Source organism: Pseudomonas sp. FP1742, from assembly GCF_030687145.1.
GTDB lineage: Bacteria > Pseudomonadota > Gammaproteobacteria > Pseudomonadales > Pseudomonadaceae > Aquipseudomonas > Aquipseudomonas frederiksbergensis_D.
The window spans coordinates 2,615,413-2,633,000 of the sequence record NZ_CP117460.1 but is presented as its reverse complement, the minus strand read 5'-3'; the positions used below and the strand labels follow the sequence as shown (position 1 = coordinate 2,633,000).

Sequence of the window (17,588 nt, the reverse complement as noted above, 5' to 3'; positions counted from 1 at the left end):
AGACCAGGCTTACTGAGTGACGCAACGGGTCAGGGTCGTGGTTCGGGTCACCTGCCCCTCAGCCCTCATATCACCCTGCACATCGGTACTTTCGGTGGTCGAGCAGGTGCGAACCGGCGTCGGTGGCGGCGCCGCAGGGGGTGGAGGCGGAGGACTGGCACAACCACCCAGAATCGCCATGCAGAGTGCGAGCGACAGTGGCGAAAAAGCAAATTTTCCAAAACTGTTCATAGGCTGACCCGCGGTAAGTAATCGACATTTTCCGCGACTCGAAAACCACACCGCGCACCCGCGGCCCTGTCACAGAAAAGAAATACCCTCGCATTCCTTATAGCTTAGCTACCCGCCAATGCCAGAAAGACAGCAACAACTCCATTACCGCGGCCTGCGGGATATGACGCCTAAAGAGCGGAGGATCGATGCAAGCCACTGCTTTCAAGCTCATAGCGCAGCTCTTCAATCAAGGCTGCCACTGCCTTCGGCGTCCGGAGCGTCGCCACGCTCAACCCGCTGACCACCAGATCCACCTGCCCTGTCGCTGGATGATAAAGCTTCACCGTCAACGAATTATCCCCCGTAAGCGCACACTCACAGGCCAACGGCGAAAAGCTCCGCTCCAACTGCGTACGTAATTGCGCCAGATAATTCATCCCGACTCACCTTGGCGACGGCGCAAAATCCACTGCCCGCTTGTTCTGTTCGCACCCATGTGGCTGTTCCTATAGCTGCATCGAAGAGGAGGCGATAGCGGGCCCAAGCCACGTCTCGCACCCTCACAGCCTAGAAAAAGCCCCACCCGATCAACACATGAAATTGCACCATCCCCACTAGTGCATTTGCACCTTAGCGCAGCCCCCTGGAGCGGCTCTCGCTGGAAAACAAACCCCGCTCCCGGGCCCAGACGATCGCTTCACTGCGACTGTGCACGCCGAGTTTGGAATACACCGTCGACACATGATTGCGCACCGTATTGGGTGCCAGTTTCAGACGCGCGGCGATCTCCTTGTCGGCCAGGCCTTCACAGATCAGGCCGAGCACATCGCGCTCCCGGGCGGTCAGGTCGGTGAACGACACACTGGGCAACTGCGGCGAACTGACGTTCTTCACGTTGGCGAGTTTTTCGATCAGCGTACGGCTGAACCAGGACGCATCTTTCATCACCTCTTCGATCGCCGACACCAACTCCAGCTCGGTGCGTTTGCGCTCGGTGATGTCCATCAACACCAGCAGGTAGCAAGAGCCGTCCTGAATATTCACGGTGTCCGCCGAGACCGCACAATCAATCAGCCCGGCATCCTTCCTGCGCACCCTGACATCGACACGATCCACGCGCCCGCTTTTCTCCAGGGTCGCAAACAGTCGCGTGCGGGCGCCCGCGTCATCGATGAAGCCGAGTTGCGCCACGGTCTTGCCGAGCACTTCATCATTGGGAAATGCAAGGGACTCCAGGAAGGCTTCGTTGACGTCCATCACCACTTGGTCGGCGGCGCGGCACACCAGGATCGGCACCGGCGTCAGGCGAAAGGCTTTGGCGAACCGTTCCTCGCTCTGGCGCAGGGCGATTTCGGCCTTATGCCGAAGCTCCATGTCGACGAAGGAAAACAGCATGCAAGCTTCGTCGTTGAGCTCAAGCGGTTGCCCGGCAACGATCACCTGCTTGCTGCCACCGTCGGCCAATTGCAGCTCGGCCTGCATCTGCGGAATGGTGGCGCCGTCACGCAAACGCTGCTTGGCCAAGTCCTTGTTCTCGGCGCGCTCCAGCACATCCAGCTCATAAGCCGAAGCGCCGATCACCTGATCACGGGCATAGCCAGTCATTTCCACGAAGCCCTGGTTGACCTTGATGTAGCGTAAATCGCTGAGGCGGCAGATCACGGCCGGGGCCGGGTTGGCGTTGAAGGTCTTTTCGAAACGCTGCTCGGCGCTGGCCCAGTCGGTGACGTCGTTCATGATCAGCACCAACGATTCCGGCTCACCGGCACGGTCCGCCAGCACCATGCTGCGCACGCTGTGAACCCAGGTGCGCTCTTCATTTTCCAGCTGCGTCACCTCCACCATCACATCGCTGAACGTCTCGCCACGGGCCACGCGGCTGATCGGATAGTTCTCTATCGCGACCGGATGATTGTTGCGATAACGCAAGGCAAAACGCTGGGCGTACTCCCCGGCATTGGCCCCCAATTCGCCAATCTCGCTGACACCGTGCATGGCCAGCGCGGCGTCATTGGCCCAGAGAATGGTCTGGTCGAGCTCCAGCAGAATCACCCCATCGGACAGGCCGGCGATGATCTGCTGCAACTGGCGGCGATTGGTTTCGGTGGTCAGGACGTCCTGGCTCATTGCAGCTCCACAATTGCGGCGGCACCTTTGCGCGCGGCCCAGTGAAGATTACGACCGCAGGCGCTTGTGATAGTGCAAAGCCCGGCACCCGCAGCCCTCCCAAAGTAGCCCTATGCTCAATAGGAAAAGAGTGGTTTAGTGCCGCTCCTTGCCTATCCGGAGAGTTGCCATGACGTTTGATTCTCTTCACTTCACCCCGTGGTCCGCCCTCGCGGGAGGGGTCCTGATCGGCCTTGCCGCCAGCGTAATGGTAGTGGCCAACGGGCGGGTTGCCGGGATCAGCGGGCTGTTGGGCAGCCTGCTTGAGCGTAATGATTCAGGACGGGGCGAAAAAGCCCTGTTCCTGCTCGGACTGTTGGCGGCACCGTTGGTGTGGGTGCTGTTTCATGCGTGGCCGGCCATCGAATTCAAAACCGGCGCGGTGGGGCTGATCATCGCCGGATTGTGTGTCGGCGTCGGCACTCGTTATGGCTCCGGCTGCACCAGTGGCCACGGTGTGTGCGGTATCTCGCGCCTGTCACCACGCTCCATTGCCGCGACATTGAGCTTCATGTTCGCCGGCTTCGCGACGGTGTTCGTCCTGCGTCATCTGCTGGGGTATTGAGCATGCGCAAACTGACCGCTTTCCTCGCCGGCCTGCTGTTCGGCATCGGCCTGTTGCTGGCCGGCATGGCAAACCCGGCCAAAGTGCTGGGGTTTCTGGACATTACCGGTGTGTGGGATCCCTCCCTGGCGCTGGTCATGATCGGCGCCATTGCCGTGGCCTGGGCACCGTTTCATTGGGCCATGAAACAACCAACGTCCTTGCTGGGGGCGCCGATGCAGTTGCCGGTCAGCCGTGAGCTGGACCGACGCCTGATCGGTGGCAGCCTGCTCTTCGGCATCGGTTGGGGCATTGCCGGCATCTGCCCCGGCCCGGCACTGGTGTTGCTGCCGACAGGGCACTGGCAGGCCTGGGTATTCGCCATCGCCATGCTGGCGGGGATGCTGATGTTCAAAGCACTGCAAACCCGCCGTTGAGCATCCCCGCTGCCTATTGCCCCGCTAGGCCAGTGGTCAAGCCGCCTGCTTGCCACTGGCAATCGCCTGCGAAGCCGCCAGCATCGCCCGCAACAACACGGCGCACCCGGCGGCCAGGTCGTCGGGCGCGGCGTTTTCGATTTCGTTATGGCTGATACCGCCTTCACAAGGTACGAAAATCATCCCGGCCGGGCCGAGTTCGGCGAGGAAGATCGCGTCGTGCCCTGCCCCGCTGACGATGTCCATGTGCGACAGGCCGAGCCCTTGCGCCGCGCCGCGTACCGCTTCGACGCAACCTTTGTCGAAGTACAGCGGCGGAAAATCGGCGGTGGGGGTCAGTTCGAAGGTCAGGCCGTGTTCCTCGCAAGTGGTTTCGATGACCTGGCGGACTTCGGCGATCATTGAATCGAGTCGCGCCGGTTCCAGATGACGGAAGTCCAGGGTCATGCGCACTTCGCCGGGAATCACGTTGCGCGAGCCGGGGTAGGCTTGCAGACAGCCGACGGTGCCGCAGGCGTGGGGTTGATGGCCGAGGGCGGCGCGATTGACCGCGCCGACGATCACCGCGGCGCCGACCAGCGCGTCCTTGCGCAGGTGCATTGGCGTCGGGCCGGCGTGGGCTTCGACACCGCGCAGTTTCAGGTCGAACCATTTCTGCCCCAGCGCGCCCATCACCACGCCGATGGTTTTGTGTTCGTCCTCAAGGATCGGGCCTTGCTCGATGTGGGCCTCGAAATACGCCCCCACGGCATGGCCGCTGACCTGGCGCGGCCCGGCATAGCCGATGGCGTTCAGCGCTTCGCCGACGGTCACGCCCTCGGCATCGACCTTGGCCAGGGTTTCCTCGAGGGTGAATTTTTCCGCGAACACGCCGGAGCCCATCATGCACGGGGCGAAGCGCGAGCCTTCTTCGTTGGTCCAGACCACCACTTCCAGCGGTGCTTCGGTTTCCACGCCGAGGTCATTGAGAGTACGCAAGACTTCGACCCCGGCCAGCACGCCGAAGCAGCCGTCGAACTTGCCGCCGGTGGGCTGGGTGTCGATGTGGCTGCCGGTCATCACTGGCGGCAGGTTCGGGTTGCGACCGGGGCGGCGGGCAAAGATGTTGCCGACCGCGTCGATGCTGACGGTACAGCCGGCCGCCTCGCACCACTTGACGAAGATATCCCGGGCCTGGCGGTCGAGGTCGGTCAAGGCCAGTCGGCAGACACCGCCCTTGACCGTGGCACCGAGCTTGGCCAGGTCCATGAGCGACTGCCACAGACGGTCGCGGTTGATGTGCTGATGGGTGGATTGCAGAACGTCTATGGCTGCGTTCATGGTGATCTCCTCAGGCAGTTGTTATTGGTTTCTTCATGAAAATTGTTGGTGACTGTGAGGGATGGCCCCTTCGCAAGCAAGCCCGCTCCCACATTTGGAATGCATTTCAAATGTGGGAGCGGGCTTGCTCGCGAAGGGGCCATCCCTCACACCGCCGATTTCACAGCAGTCGGGCTCGGCCGCATCGAACACAAACCGTAATAAATCAGCCCACCCAGGGCCGAGCCGGTGAACCAGCCGTAGCTGTAGAACCAGCTGAAGGCATCGCTGCCCAGCGACAGCAGCGTCAACACCACCGGCACGCCGAATGCAATGAAACCAAACCAGTTCCACGCCGGGTACACGTCGTCACGATAGAGGCCGGCCAGATCCAATTGCTGTTTCTTGATCAGGAAATAGTCCACCACCATGATCCCGGCGATCGGCCCCAGCAGGCTCGAATAGCCGAGCAACCAGTTGGAATACACCGTCTCCAGGCTTAGATCCGAGACGATCAGCCCGAGCTTTTTCAGCAGTTCATGGGCCATCAGCGCCAACCCGACCAGGCCGGTCAGCATCACCGCTTTGGTGCGGTTGATAAGCTTGGGCGCGACGTTCTGGAAGTCGTTGGTCGGCGACACGATATTGGCCGCGGTGTTGGTGGACAGCGTGGCGATGATGATCAGCGCCATGGCCAGTGCCACCCAGACCGGGCTCTGAATATGACCGATCAGGGTGACCGGGTCGGAGACGGTGACGCCCACCAGTTTGACCGACGCGGCCGTCATCACCACGCCAAGGGAGGCGAACAGAAACATGGTCAGGGGCAAGCCGATGATCTGCCCGATGATCTGATCCTTCTGGCTTTTCGCGTAACGGCTGAAGTCCGGAATATTCAGCGACAACGTGGCCCAGAAGCCGACCATGGCGGTCAGCCCGGCAGCAAAGTAACTGGCCACGCCGGCCCCTTCCGGACGCTTGGCCGGGATCGCCAGCAACTCGGTCATCGATACATTCGGCATGGCCCACACCAACAGGCCCACACCCACCAGTACCAACAACGGCGCCGAGAGGGTTTCCAGCCATTTGATCGAGTCCGCGCCGCGAATCACCACCCACAGGTTCAAGGCCCAGAACAGCATGAAGCCAATCACTTCACCGGTACCGCCGAGAGCCTTCCAGCCATCGAACACCGAGCCGAGAAACAGGTGAATCGCCAGCCCGCCGAACATGGTCTGGATGCCGAACCAGCCGCACGCCACCAGGGCACGGATCAGGCATGGAATGTTGGAGCCGAGGATGCCGAAGGACGAGCGCAGCAACACCGGAAACGGAATGCCGTACTTGGTGCCGGGGAAGGCGTTCAGGGTCAGCGGGATCAGCACGATGATGTTGGCAAACAGAATCGCCAGCAGCGCTTCGCCAACGGTCAGGCCGAAATAAGCGGTGAGCACACCGCCGAGGGTGTAGGTCGGCACGCAGATCGCCATGCCGACCCATAACGCGGTGATGTGCCATTTGTTCCAGGTTCGTTCGTGCACCTTGGTCGGTGCCATGTCGTGGTTGTATCGGGGACTGTCGAGGACATCGCTGCCGGCTTCGAGCTCAAACAAGCCGTCGCGCTCGGTCACTTGCGATCTGATCTGTTGCATGGCCGCTCCACTGTTCTTTTGATTATTTTTGCTCATCAGAGGCTGGCGCAATGCGCGCGAGCCGGACGATGGCCGGAGAAACTGACAACTTTTACGGACCGGCCACGGTGCCAGCGGCGGCATCAATAAACGTGCCGGGTGCCCCGCTTGCGCCTCGGGCAGTGCCATAAAACTTCGCTAACCAACTGATGTTAATCAGCTTTATTTATCCAACTAACGAGTCCCCGGTCAGTTGCCATGTCACTCAGGCCGAATGCCAGGCAAGTTGTCCGAACAGTCAGGACTCAATCTGGTGCGTCGATCTTTTTTTAAATGGTTGCGCATCAACCATAGACCATCCTCAAGCGGCTGATTTCACATAGAAAATCTCGTCTATTTTTAGAACCTGTCAAGTGCGTCAAAATGGTGAGAGGCCTCACCATTTTGGTGATTTTCAATTTAAATCGTTATTTATCAATCAGTTAAAACAGTCATAAGCTTATAAAAAATATTCTTGCTCATTCCATAAACTCAGACTAGTTTCTATTCCTGACAGCGCTGACAGGAATACACCTGTTTGCGTCGGCTTCATATAAAACATTTAGAACCGGCATCAGTCGGTCATGCCTGCGAGGAACTCGGAATGTCTCTGTTGATCCGTGGCGCCACCGTTATTACCCATGATGAAAGTTATCGCGCCGACGTCTATTGCGCCGATGGCGTGATCAAAGCCATCGGTGAAAACCTCGATGTTCCCGCCGATGCGCAAGTGCTCGACGGCAGCGGCCAATACCTGATGCCCGGCGGCATCGACCCGCACACTCATATGCAGCTGCCCTTCATGGGCACGGTGGCCAGCGAAGACTTCTTCAGCGGCACCGCGGCGGGGCTTGCCGGCGGCACCACCTCGATCATCGACTTCGTGATCCCCAACCCCCAGCAATCGTTGATGGAGGCGTTTCATCAATGGCGCGGCTGGGCCGAGAAGTCGGCGTCGGATTACGGCTTTCACGTCGCCATCACCTGGTGGAGCGAGCAGGTTCGCGAGGAAATGGCCGAGCTGGTCAGCCAGCATGGGGTCAACAGCTTCAAGCATTTCATGGCTTACAAGAACGCGATCATGGCCGCCGACGACACCCTGGTGGCGAGTTTCGAGCGCTGCCTGGAATTGGGTGCGGTGCCGACCGTGCACGCGGAAAACGGCGAGCTGGTCTATCACCTGCAACGCAAGTTGATGGCCCAGGGCATCACCGGGCCGGAAGCGCATCCGCTGTCGCGGCCTTCACAGGTGGAAGGTGAAGCCGCGAGCCGGGCGATCCGCATCGCCGAAACGTTGGGCACGCCGCTGTACCTGGTCCACGTCTCGACCAAGGAAGCCCTCGACGAAATCACCTATGCCCGCGCCAAGGGCCAACCGGTCTACGGCGAAGTGCTGGCCGGGCATCTGCTGCTGGACGACAGCGTTTACCAACACCCGGACTGGCAAACCGCCGCCGGTTACGTAATGAGCCCGCCCTTCCGTCCTCGCGGCCATCAAGAAGCCCTTTGGCATGGCCTGCAAGCGGGCAACCTGCACACCACCGCCACCGACCACTGCTGCTTCTGCGCCGAGCAAAAAGCCGCCGGCCGTGACGACTTCAGCAAGATCCCCAACGGCACCGCCGGGATCGAAGACCGCATGGCGGTGCTCTGGGATGAAGGGGTGAACACCGGGCGCTTGTCGATGCAGCACTTCGTTGCCCTCACCTCCACCAACACCGCGAAGATCTTCAACCTCTATCCGCGCAAGGGCGCGATCCGTGTGGGGGCCGATGCCGATCTGGTGCTCTGGGACCCGGAAGGCACCCGGACGATTTCAGCCAAGACCCATCACCAGCAGGTCGACTTCAACATCTTCGAAGGCAAGACCGTGCGCGGCGTACCGAGCCACACCGTCAGCCAGGGCCGAGTGGTGTGGGCCGATGGTGATTTGCGCGCCGAGCGTGGCGCCGGGCGGTATATCGAACGGCCGGCGTATCCGGCGGTGTTTGATTTGCTGAGCAAGCGGGCTGAGCAGCACAAGCCAGTTGCTGTGAAACGCTGAAATCGAGGCCTTCGCGAGCAAGCCCGCTCCCACGGGGGAACGCATTCCAGATGTGGGAGCGGGCTTGCTCGCGAAGACGGCAGTCCTGACAACACAAAAACCAATGCCCGCCAGAGGCAGTACCTCAATAACCGTGAGGCCGACACCGTGATCAAGACCCTGAACCACCTCCCGCATCCCCATGAGGACGCGGCCACCCTCGCTGGCCACTTCACCGACCTGGCACCGCCGCTCAACGACCGTCAGGCGCACCTGGAAGCCTCGCGCTGCCTGTATTGCTACGACGCCCCGTGCGTGAACGCATGCCCGAGCGACATCGATATTCCGTCGTTCATCCGCAATATCCATCAGGAAAACCTGCAGGGCGCGGCGCATAAAATCCTCTCGGCCAACATCCTCGGTGGCAGTTGCGCCAGGGTCTGTCCGACGGAGATCCTCTGCGAGCAAGCCTGCGTGCGCAACAATGCCCAGGAATGCGCGCCGGTGCTGATCGGCCTGTTGCAGCGCTATGCCGTGGACAACGCGCACTTCAGCGAACACCCGTTCCAGCGCGCCGCCGCCACCGGCAAGCGCATCGCCGTGGTGGGTGCAGGCCCGGCCGGTTTGTCCTGCGCGCACCGCAGCGCCATGCACGGCCATGACGTGGTGATTTTCGAGGCCCGGGAAAAGGCTGGCGGCCTCAATGAATACGGGATCGCCAAGTACAAGCTGGTGGACGATTACGCGCAGAAGGAACTTGAGTTCCTGATGGGGATTGGCGGGATCGAGATTCGCCACGGGCACAAGCTCGGCGACAACCTGACCCTCAGTGAACTGCATCAGCAATTCGACGCGGTATTCCTCGGCCTGGGTCTCAACGCCAGCAAACAATTGGGCCTGCCCAACGAAGAGGCCCCCGGCCTGCTCCCCGCCACCGACTACATCCGCGAACTGCGCCAGGCCGATGACCTGACGCAGCTGCCGCTTGCCGATCGCTGCATCGTCCTTGGCGCCGGCAACACCGCCATCGACATGGCCGTGCAAATGGCCCGCCTCGGTGCCCGGGACGTCAATCTGGTGTACCGCCGTGGCGTCGCCGACATGGGCGCCACTGCTCACGAACAGGACATCGCCAAGGCCAATCAGGTGCGGCTGTTGACCTGGGCGCAACCCGAAGAGGTATTGCTAGACAACCAAGGCAACGTGCGCGGCATGCGCTTCGCCCGCACCCGCCTGGTGGAAGGTCGCCTGCAAACCACCGGCGAAACCTTCGAACTGGCCGCCGACGCGATCTTCAAAGCCATCGGCCAGGCCTTCGACGCCAGCGCCCTCGCCGATCCGCTGGCCTGTGAGCTCAAGCGTCAGGGCGATCGCATCCTCGTCGACGAACAGCTGCGCACCAGCATTCCCGGCGTGTATGCCGGCGGCGACTGCACCAGCCTCGATCAGGACCTCACCGTGCAAGCCGTGCAGCACGGCAAGCTGGCCGCCGAGGCGATCAACGCTCAACTCATGCTCAATGTGGAGGCTGCGTAAATGGCCGATCTCTCGATTGTCTTCGCCGGCATCAAAGCCCCCAACCCGTTCTGGCTGGCCTCCGCGCCGCCGACCGATAAAGCCTACAACGTGGTCCGCGCGTTTGAGGCCGGTTGGGGTGGCGTGGTCTGGAAAACCCTGGGGGAAGACCCGGCGGCGGTCAACGTGTCGTCACGGTATTCGGCGCACTTCGGGGCTAACCGTGAAGTCATGGGCTTCAACAACATCGAGCTGATCACCGACCGTTCGCTGGAGATCAACCTGCGGGAAATCACCCAGGTCAAAAAGGACTGGCCGGACCGTGCGCTGATCGTGTCGCTGATGGTGCCCTGCGTCGAAGAGTCGTGGAAAAACATCCTGCCGCTGGTGGAAGCCACCGGGGCCGATGGCATCGAACTGAATTTCGGCTGCCCCCACGGCATGCCGGAACGGGGCATGGGCGCGGCGGTCGGCCAGGTGCCGGAATACGTCGAACAAGTCACTCGCTGGTGCAAGACCTATTGCTCGTTGCCGGTGATCGTCAAGCTCACGCCGAACATCACCGACATCCGCGTCGCCGCCCGTGCCGCCCACCGTGGTGGCGCCGATGCGGTGTCGTTGATCAACACCATCAACTCGATCACCAGCGTCAATCTGGAGCGCATGGTCGCCAATCCCGCCGTCGGCAGCCAAAGCACCCACGGCGGTTATTGCGGCTCGGCGGTGAAGCCGATTGCATTGAACATGGTGGCCGAAATCGCCCGCGACCCGCAGACCCAGGGCTTGCCCATCAGCGGTATAGGCGGCATTGGCAGCTGGCGCGATGCGGCGGAATTCATTGCCTTGGGCAGCGGCTCGGTGCAGGTGTGCACGGCGGCGATGTTGCATGGCTTCCGGATTGTCGAGGAGATGAAGGACGGTTTGTCACGCTGGATGGACAGTCAGGGCTACGCCAGCGTGTCTGAGTTTTCCGGGCGGGCGGTGGGCAACACCACGGACTGGAAGTACCTGGACATCAACTATCAGGTGATTGCGAAAATCGATCAGGAGGCGTGTATCGGTTGCGGCCGCTGCCACATCGCTTGCGAAGACACCTCGCACCAGGCGATTGCCAGCCTCAAACAAGCGGACGGCACGCATAAATATGAAGTGATCGATGAAGAGTGCGTGGGCTGCAACCTGTGCCAGATCACCTGCCCGGTGCAGGATTGCATCGAGATGGTACCGGTGGATACGGGCAAGCCGTTTCTGGACTGGAACCATGATCCGCGTAATCCGTACCATGTCACCCCCTGAAGTCGGTGGCGTCTGAACGGACGCCTTCGCGAGCAAGCCCGCTCCCCCACTGGATCACCTTCGTGCACACAACCTGTGTTCGCCAAAGATCTAATGTGGGAGCGGGCTTGCTCGCGAAGGGGCCAGTAGCAGCACCGCCAACCTCAAGGCTCCAACCCGATCCCGCGCAAGATCACACTGGTCACCGTCTGCACCGCCCGCTCGAACTGCATGTCCGACAACGGCTGATGATCATTCAGGATATTCACCTGGTGATCGAAGTCGGCGTAGTGCTGGGTCGAGGCCCAGATCATGTACAGCAGGCAGGAAGGCTCCACCGGCAGGATGCGTTTGTCTTCCACCCACTGGCGGATTTTCGCTTCTTTCATCTTGGCCCAGTCGTACAGGCTCGCGTCCAGCTTCTCACCCAGGGTCGGTGCGCCATGGATGATTTCGTTGGCCCAGACTTTCGAACCGTACGGCCGGCTGCGGGAATGGTTCATCTTGGCGCGGATGTAGCTGCTGAGCACCACGCGCGGGTCGTCGAACATCTCGAAGCACAGGGCGTCCTGTTTCCAGACCTCCAGCAACCCCAGCAGCACCGCGCTGTACAGCTCGCTCTTGGTGCTGAAGTAGTAATGCAGGTTGGAGCGTGGCAGTTGCACCTCGGCGGCGATGTCGGCCATGGCGGTACTGCCGAAGCCTTTTTCGGCGAAGACCTTTTCGGCCGCCAGCAGGATTTTTTCGACGTTACTGCGACGAATCTCGATCTTGTGATTGCCCATGAGGGCTCCCTGACAACAGCGTTGGTCAAGACTAGCATCCGCTCTACGTCGCGGCGACAGGGGAAAACGAAACTTCGTACAGCGGTCCCGCGGCAGGTAAACTGCCCGCCACTTTGAACCTGCCGCTGAGGTCTTCACGATGCTGCTCAAGAACGCCCTGACCACCGCCGCCCTGCTCGGCTCGCTGCTCGCCGCCTCATCGGTATTTGCCCACGCCCATCTGAAAAGCCAGACCCCGGCGGCCGACAGTACCGTGCAGGCGCCAACGGAACTGCGCCTGGTGTTTTCCGAAGGGGTTGAAGCAACGTTCACCAAAGTGACGATCAGTAAGGACGGTGCCGACGTACCGGTAAAAAGCCTCGCCACCGAAGGCAGCGACAAGAAAACCCTGATCGTCACCCCGGCAGCGCCGTTGGCCGCGGGCGATTACAAAGTCGAATGGCACGCCGTGTCGGTCGACACCCATAAAAGTGAAGGCGCCTACCGCTTCAAGGTGGGTCAGTAATTCATGCCCGAGGCGCTGGTGCTGTGCCGCTTCCTGCATTTCACCGTGGTGCTGATGCTGTTCGGGGCCTGGGTGTTCAGGCCTTTGCTGTTGGGCCGTGCAACGAAGGAGCTGGATCCGGCCCTGGCGCGAGCGACCCGCTGGCTCAGCGCGGTGGCGTTGCTCAGTGGCGTCGGCTGGTTGCTGCTGATCAGCGCCAGCATGGCCGGCTCGCCGGAGGCGGCATTCGACCCGGCGACGCTGGGCCTGGTGCTGAGCAATACCTTTTTCGGCCAGGTCTGGCGCTGGCATCTGCTGCTCAATCTGTTGCTCATGGCAGTGCTGTTGACGCCCTGGCGTTCCAGCGTGCCCCTGCGTGTCGGTCTTTCCAGCCTGCTGCTGGCGACCCTGGCTCCGGTCGGTCATGGCGCCATGCTCGATGGCCTGCAAGGCCAACTGTTAATCCTCAACCAGATTGTTCACCTGACGTGCGTCGGCGCCTGGCTCGGCGGGCTGATGTTGCTGGTGATGATCCTGCGCCAACCGGCCGATCATCCCGTAAGCGCGATACTGCAACGCTTCAGCGGCATCGGTTACGCGTTGGTGGCGGGACTGGTGATGACCGGGCTGATCAACGTGCGGGTATTGACCGGAGCATTCTGGCCGACGCCGTTGCTGTCCGGGTTTGCGCTGATCCTGTTGATCAAGGTCGTGCTGGTGATCGCGATGCTCGGGTTGGCGCTGTTCAATCGGCTGCGGATCGAGGATTGCCAACAGCGCCCGGGCCTGCTGCATACCAGCGTTGTGCTGGAATGGTTACTGGGGATCGGCGCAGTGGCGGCGGTTTCGCTGCTGGGCACCCTGCCCCCTATGATCACCCCCTGAATCACCCCCAATGTGGGAGCGGGCTTGCTCGCGAATGCGGTCTGTCATTCAGCATTGATGTCGGCTGACAGTCCGTCTTCGCGAGCAAGCCCGCTCCCACACTGGAGGGTGTGTTCGGCGGGATTCGTAAATTCTGTTTAAAGGTCTTCTCGCCCGCGGCGGATTTTTCCGGGGCGCTCCAAATGACACCCTCGCGGCACTGTTCAACTCAAAAGGTGCCCCCTATGACCACCGCCCTTTGGCAACGCTCCCCCCGCCTGCTGAAACATCTGCTGGCCGCCGCCCTGCTGCTGCCGTCCCTCGCGTTCGCTCAGGAACGCCCGTGGCCGGATGGCTCGCAACTGGTGATTTCGTTCTCCATGCAATTCGAAACCGGCGGCCAGCCCGACGGTGCCGAAAGTCCGTTCTCCGGCACTCCACTGCCCAAGGGTTATCCGGACTTGCCGGCACAGACCTGGTTCGACTACGGCTACAAGGAAGGCCTGTGGCGGATGCTCGACCTGTGGGACCGCAACGGCATCAAGGTCACGTCCCATGTGGTGGGCGAAGCGGCGTTGAAACACCCTGAACTGGTGCGGGCGATCGCCGACCGTGGCCATGAAGTCGCCGCCCATGGCATGCGCTGGGCCGACTCTTACAACATGAGCTACGAGCAAGAGAAGGCCTTCATCGGCGACGGCGTCGAGGCGGTGCAGAAACTCACCGGCCAGCGCTCGGTGGGCTACAACGCCAACTGGCTGCGACGCAGCCCCAATACCCTGAAAGTGCTGCAGGACCTGAACTTCACCTATCACATCGACGACGTCAGCCGCGACGAGCCGTTTGTGACACTGGTCCGTGGCAAGAAATTCGCCGTGGTGCCTTACACCCTGCGCAACAACGACATCGTGCTGATCGAAGGCCGGCACTTCTCGGCGCAGCAGTTCTACCGGCAACTGGTGCTGGAATTCGACCGCTTGTACGCCGAAGGCGTTAGCCAGCGGCGGATGATGTCGGTGAGTCTGCATGACCGCATCGGCGGCACCCCGGCGATGGTCGAGGCGGTGGAGCGCTTTATCCGTTACGCCAAGTCCCATCCGAAGGTCAGCTTCATGCGCAAGGATCAGATCGCCCAGATCGTGCTGACCGAAAAGAACCCGCTGATCGATAACACCGAGGCGGCGTACAACCATTGACTCAGGTGAATGCAGCCCTCGCCGGGGCTGCATCCTTCGCCAAGTCATCGTATAACCCCCTCTTGGCCGGATGTTTATCCGGTTCACTGATAGGTCACCATCACCGCGATCTATTTCAGCACCCGCTCGCCTGCAATATGGAATGACCCTCCGTCAATTTCCACGAGCCTGTCGTTGACAAGCACCGGAAAGCCTACCAATACTTCGCCGAGTCATACGACAACCTACAACAAATCAATAACAACAACTCCATGTACAGGGACTTTCATGACGACCACCTCCCCAGTCCGTGCGCCTTTCAATCGCCTGCTCCTGACCGGCGCTGCCGGTGGCCTCGGTAAAGTCCTGCGCGAACGCCTGCGGCCATACGCCAACGTGATCCGCCTGTCGGACATCGCCGCCATGACACCGGCCATCGATGACCGCGAAGAAGTCGTGCCGTGCGACCTCGCCGACAAGCAAGCGGTGCACCAGCTGGTCGAAGGCGTGGACGCGATCCTGCACTTCGGCGGCGTGTCGGTGGAGCGTCCGTTCGAAGAGATCCTCGGCGCCAACATCTGCGGGGTGTTCCATATCTACGAAGCGGCCCGCCGTCACGGCGTGAAACGGGTGATCTTCGCCAGCTCCAATCATGTCATTGGCTTCTACAAGCAGGACGAAACCCTCGACGCCCACTCCCCTCGCCGCCCGGACGGCTACTACGGCTTGTCCAAGTCCTACGGCGAAGACATGGCCAGTTTCTACTTCGATCGCCATGGCATCGAGACTGTCAGCATCCGCATCGGCTCCTCGTTCCCGGAACCACAAAACCGTCGAATGATGAGCACCTGGCTGAGCTTCGGCGACCTGACACAGTTGCTCGAACGCGCGCTGTACACCCCGGATGTCGGCCACACCGTGGTGTATGGCGTGTCCGACAACCAGCACGTCTGGTGGGACAACCGTTTCGCCGCGCACCTGGGTTATGCACCGCAAGACACGTCCGAAGTGTTCCGCGAAACAGTCGAAGCCCAGCCGATGCCCGCCGAGGATGATCCGGCCCGGATCTATCAGGGCGGTGCCTTTGTCGCGGCCGGGCCGTTCGGCGACTGAGCCCTCCCCCATCACAACCCAAGGGAATGAGTTGCCATGCAAGCCGAATTGATTGTCGATGCCCGCAATGCGGTCGGTGAAAGCCCGGTGTGGGTCCCCGAGGAAAACGCCCTGTACTGGGTCGATATTCCGGCCGGTGGGTTGCAGCGCTGGAGTGCCGACAGCGGACACGTTCACGCCTGGAAAACCCCGCAAATGCTCGCCTGCATCGCCCGTCACAGCGCGGGTGGCTGGATCGCCGGCATGGAAAGCGGATTGTTTCACCTGCATCCGCACAACGATGGCAGCCTCGACAGCGAACTGCTGGCCCACATCGATCACACCCGCCCCGACATGCGCCTGAACGATGGGCGCTGTGATCGTCAGGGGCGGTTCTGGGCCGGCAGCATGGTGCTGAACATGGGCGCCAACGCCGCTGACGGCCGGCTCTATCGCTACAGCGCCGGGCAACCCGGACCACTCGCCTCCCGACTCGGCGATTTCATCGTGCCCAATGGCCTGGGCTTCAGCCCGGACGGCAAGACGATGTACCTCTCGGATTCACACCCGAACGTGCAGCAGATCTGGGCCTTCGATTACGACATCCACAGCGGTACGCCGTCCAACCGTCGACTGTTCGTCGACATGCATCACTTCCTTGGGCGCCCCGATGGCGCCGCCGTGGATGCCGAAGGTTGCTACTGGATCTGCGCCAACGACGCCGGGCTGATTCACCGCTTCACCCCCGCGGGTCGACTGGACCGTTCCCTCCCCGTGCCGGTGAAGAAACCGACCATGTGCGCCTTCGGTGGCAGCCGGCTCGACACGCTGTTCGTGACCTCGATCCGCCCCGCTGACGACCATGACGCACAGTCCCTGGCCGGCGGCGTATTCGCCATCACCCCCGGCGTTCAAGGTTTACCCGAACCCCAGTTCAACGACTCGCTTTAACCGCTCCCGCCGCATCGCTGTGCCTTGAATAAAAAAATAACAAGACTGGAGAAACGCCCCATGGACTTCAAACGCACGTTGCTCGCCGCTGCGCTTCCCATCACTGCAGCGCTGACCTTCACCCTCAGTAGCGCCACCCAGGCGCTGGAAATCAAATTCGCCGACATCCACCCCGCCGGTTACCCGACCGTGATCGCCGAGGAACAGCTGGGTAAAACCCTGGTGGCCGACAGCGACGGCAAACTGACCTTCAAGATGTTCGCCGGCGGTGTGCTCGGCTCGGAAAAAGAGGTGATCGAACAGGCTCAGGTCGGCGCCATCCAGATGGCCCGGGTCAGCCTTGGCATCGTCGGACCAGTGGTGCCGGACGTGAACGTGTTCAACATGCCGTTCGTGTTCCGCGACCAGGCGCACATGCGCAAAGTCATCGACGGTGAGGTCGGTGACGAGATCCTCGACAAGATCACTCACTCCGAATTCAACCTGGTCGCCCTGGCCTGGATGGACGGCGGCACGCGCAATATCTACACCAAGAAACCGGTACGCAGCCTCGCCGATCTCAAAGGCATGAAGATCCGCGTGCAAGGCAACCCGATGTTCATCGACACCATCAACGCCATGGGCGGCAATGGCATCGCGATGGACACCGGCGAGATCTTCAGCGCCTTGCAGACCGGGGTAATCGACGGCGCGGAAAACAACCCGCCGACCCTGCTCGAACACAACCACTACCAGAACGCCAAGTTCTACAGCCTGACCGGGCACCTGATCCTGCCCGAGCCGATCGTGATGTCGAAAATCACCTGGGAAAAACTCACCCCCGAGCAGCAAACGCTGGTGAAAAAAGCCGCCAAAGCCGCACAGGCCCAGGAACGCACGCTGTGGGACGCCAAATCTGCCAGTAGCGAAGAGAAACTCAAGGCTGCCGGCGTCGAGTTCATCACGGTCGACAAGAAACCTTTCTATGAAGCCACGGCCTCGGTCCGGGAAAAATACGGCGCGCCTTACGCCGACCTGATCAAGCGCATCGAAGCCGTTCAGTAACCCTCCCTGACATTCATGAAAGGCCCGGTACCGTTGACGAGTGGATCGTCA

The 17,588-nt window shown here is 61.3% G+C and carries 16 protein-coding genes; 11 read left to right on the top strand and 5 right to left on the bottom strand.

Annotated elements, in window-relative coordinates; translation table 11 throughout:
- Positions 1-401 precede the first annotated feature (401 nt).
- Entirely contained in the window at positions 402-650 is a 249-nt protein-coding gene (locus PSH64_RS11805; RefSeq protein ID WP_105345476.1) for a DUF1652 domain-containing protein, read from the bottom strand.
- A 193-nt stretch (positions 651-843) separates the two neighbouring features.
- On the bottom strand, positions 844-2,340 hold the full coding sequence (locus PSH64_RS11800) for a helix-turn-helix transcriptional regulator (RefSeq protein ID WP_105345479.1): 1,497 nt from the start codon (positions 2,338-2,340) through the stop codon (positions 844-846).
- Positions 2,341-2,509: 169 nt separating this feature from the next.
- Here PSH64_RS11800 and PSH64_RS11795 point away from each other — a divergent pair, with 169 nt between their 5' ends.
- Positions 2,510-2,944 carry a YeeE/YedE family protein gene (locus tag PSH64_RS11795; protein WP_105345481.1) on the top strand — a complete coding sequence of 145 codons (435 nt, stop codon included), beginning with the start codon at positions 2,510-2,512 and terminating at the stop codon, positions 2,942-2,944.
- Between the two features lie 2 nt (positions 2,945-2,946).
- On the top strand, positions 2,947-3,360 hold the full coding sequence (locus PSH64_RS11790; protein ID WP_305480752.1) for a DUF6691 family protein: 414 nt from the start codon (positions 2,947-2,949) through the stop codon (positions 3,358-3,360).
- Positions 3,361-3,396: 36 nt separating this feature from the next.
- Here PSH64_RS11790 and PSH64_RS11785 read toward each other — a convergent pair whose 3' ends face one another.
- Both PSH64_RS11785 and PSH64_RS11780 read right to left on the bottom strand, forming a co-directional pair.
- Complete coding sequence (locus PSH64_RS11785) at positions 3,397-4,680, bottom strand: Zn-dependent hydrolase (protein WP_305480751.1); 1,284 nt, start codon at positions 4,678-4,680, stop codon at positions 3,397-3,399.
- A 146-nt stretch (positions 4,681-4,826) separates the two neighbouring features.
- Positions 4,827-6,311 (bottom strand): NCS1 family nucleobase:cation symporter-1, encoded by a 1,485-nt coding sequence (locus PSH64_RS11780; protein WP_105345759.1) that lies wholly within the window; start codon positions 6,309-6,311, stop codon positions 4,827-4,829.
- Positions 6,312-6,933: 622 nt separating this feature from the next.
- Between PSH64_RS11780 and hydA the strand changes: the two genes are divergently transcribed.
- From hydA to preA, 3 genes are all read left to right on the top strand, one after another.
- Positions 6,934-8,373 (top strand): dihydropyrimidinase, encoded by a 1,440-nt coding sequence (gene hydA, locus PSH64_RS11775; protein ID WP_105345489.1) that lies wholly within the window; start codon positions 6,934-6,936, stop codon positions 8,371-8,373.
- Between the two features lie 147 nt (positions 8,374-8,520).
- A complete protein-coding gene (locus PSH64_RS11770) occupies positions 8,521-9,888 on the top strand; it encodes an NAD(P)-dependent oxidoreductase (RefSeq protein WP_305480750.1) in 1,368 nt (455 codons plus the stop codon).
- Positions 9,889-11,163: an NAD-dependent dihydropyrimidine dehydrogenase subunit PreA gene (preA, locus tag PSH64_RS11765; protein ID WP_105345494.1), complete on the top strand. Its 1,275-nt coding sequence runs from the start codon at positions 9,889-9,891 to the stop codon at positions 11,161-11,163.
- Positions 11,164-11,306: 143 nt separating this feature from the next.
- Here preA and PSH64_RS11760 read toward each other — a convergent pair whose 3' ends face one another.
- Positions 11,307-11,927, bottom strand: a complete 621-nt coding sequence (locus PSH64_RS11760; RefSeq protein ID WP_105345496.1) for a TetR/AcrR family transcriptional regulator — start codon at positions 11,925-11,927, stop codon at positions 11,307-11,309.
- Positions 11,928-12,066: 139 nt separating this feature from the next.
- On the opposite strand from PSH64_RS11760, the gene copC reads away from it, so the two are divergent.
- From copC to PSH64_RS11725, 6 genes are all read left to right on the top strand, one after another.
- Positions 12,067-12,432 carry a copper homeostasis periplasmic binding protein CopC gene (gene copC, locus PSH64_RS11755; RefSeq protein ID WP_305480749.1) on the top strand — a complete coding sequence of 122 codons (366 nt, stop codon included), beginning with the start codon at positions 12,067-12,069 and terminating at the stop codon, positions 12,430-12,432.
- 3 nt (positions 12,433-12,435) lie between these two features.
- Positions 12,436-13,296 carry a copper homeostasis membrane protein CopD gene (copD, locus tag PSH64_RS11750; RefSeq protein ID WP_305480748.1) on the top strand — a complete coding sequence of 287 codons (861 nt, stop codon included), beginning with the start codon at positions 12,436-12,438 and terminating at the stop codon, positions 13,294-13,296.
- A 224-nt stretch (positions 13,297-13,520) separates the two neighbouring features.
- Positions 13,521-14,471, top strand: a complete 951-nt coding sequence (locus tag PSH64_RS11740) for a polysaccharide deacetylase family protein (RefSeq protein ID WP_105345503.1) — start codon at positions 13,521-13,523, stop codon at positions 14,469-14,471.
- Positions 14,472-14,738: 267 nt separating this feature from the next.
- Positions 14,739-15,563 (top strand): NAD(P)-dependent oxidoreductase, encoded by an 825-nt coding sequence (locus PSH64_RS11735; RefSeq protein ID WP_105345505.1) that lies wholly within the window; start codon positions 14,739-14,741, stop codon positions 15,561-15,563.
- Between the two features lie 36 nt (positions 15,564-15,599).
- Complete coding sequence (locus PSH64_RS11730; protein WP_305480747.1) at positions 15,600-16,493, top strand: SMP-30/gluconolactonase/LRE family protein; 894 nt, start codon at positions 15,600-15,602, stop codon at positions 16,491-16,493.
- A 60-nt stretch (positions 16,494-16,553) separates the two neighbouring features.
- A complete protein-coding gene (locus tag PSH64_RS11725) occupies positions 16,554-17,537 on the top strand; it encodes a TRAP transporter substrate-binding protein (protein WP_305480746.1) in 984 nt (327 codons plus the stop codon).
- Positions 17,538-17,588 lie beyond the last annotated feature (51 nt).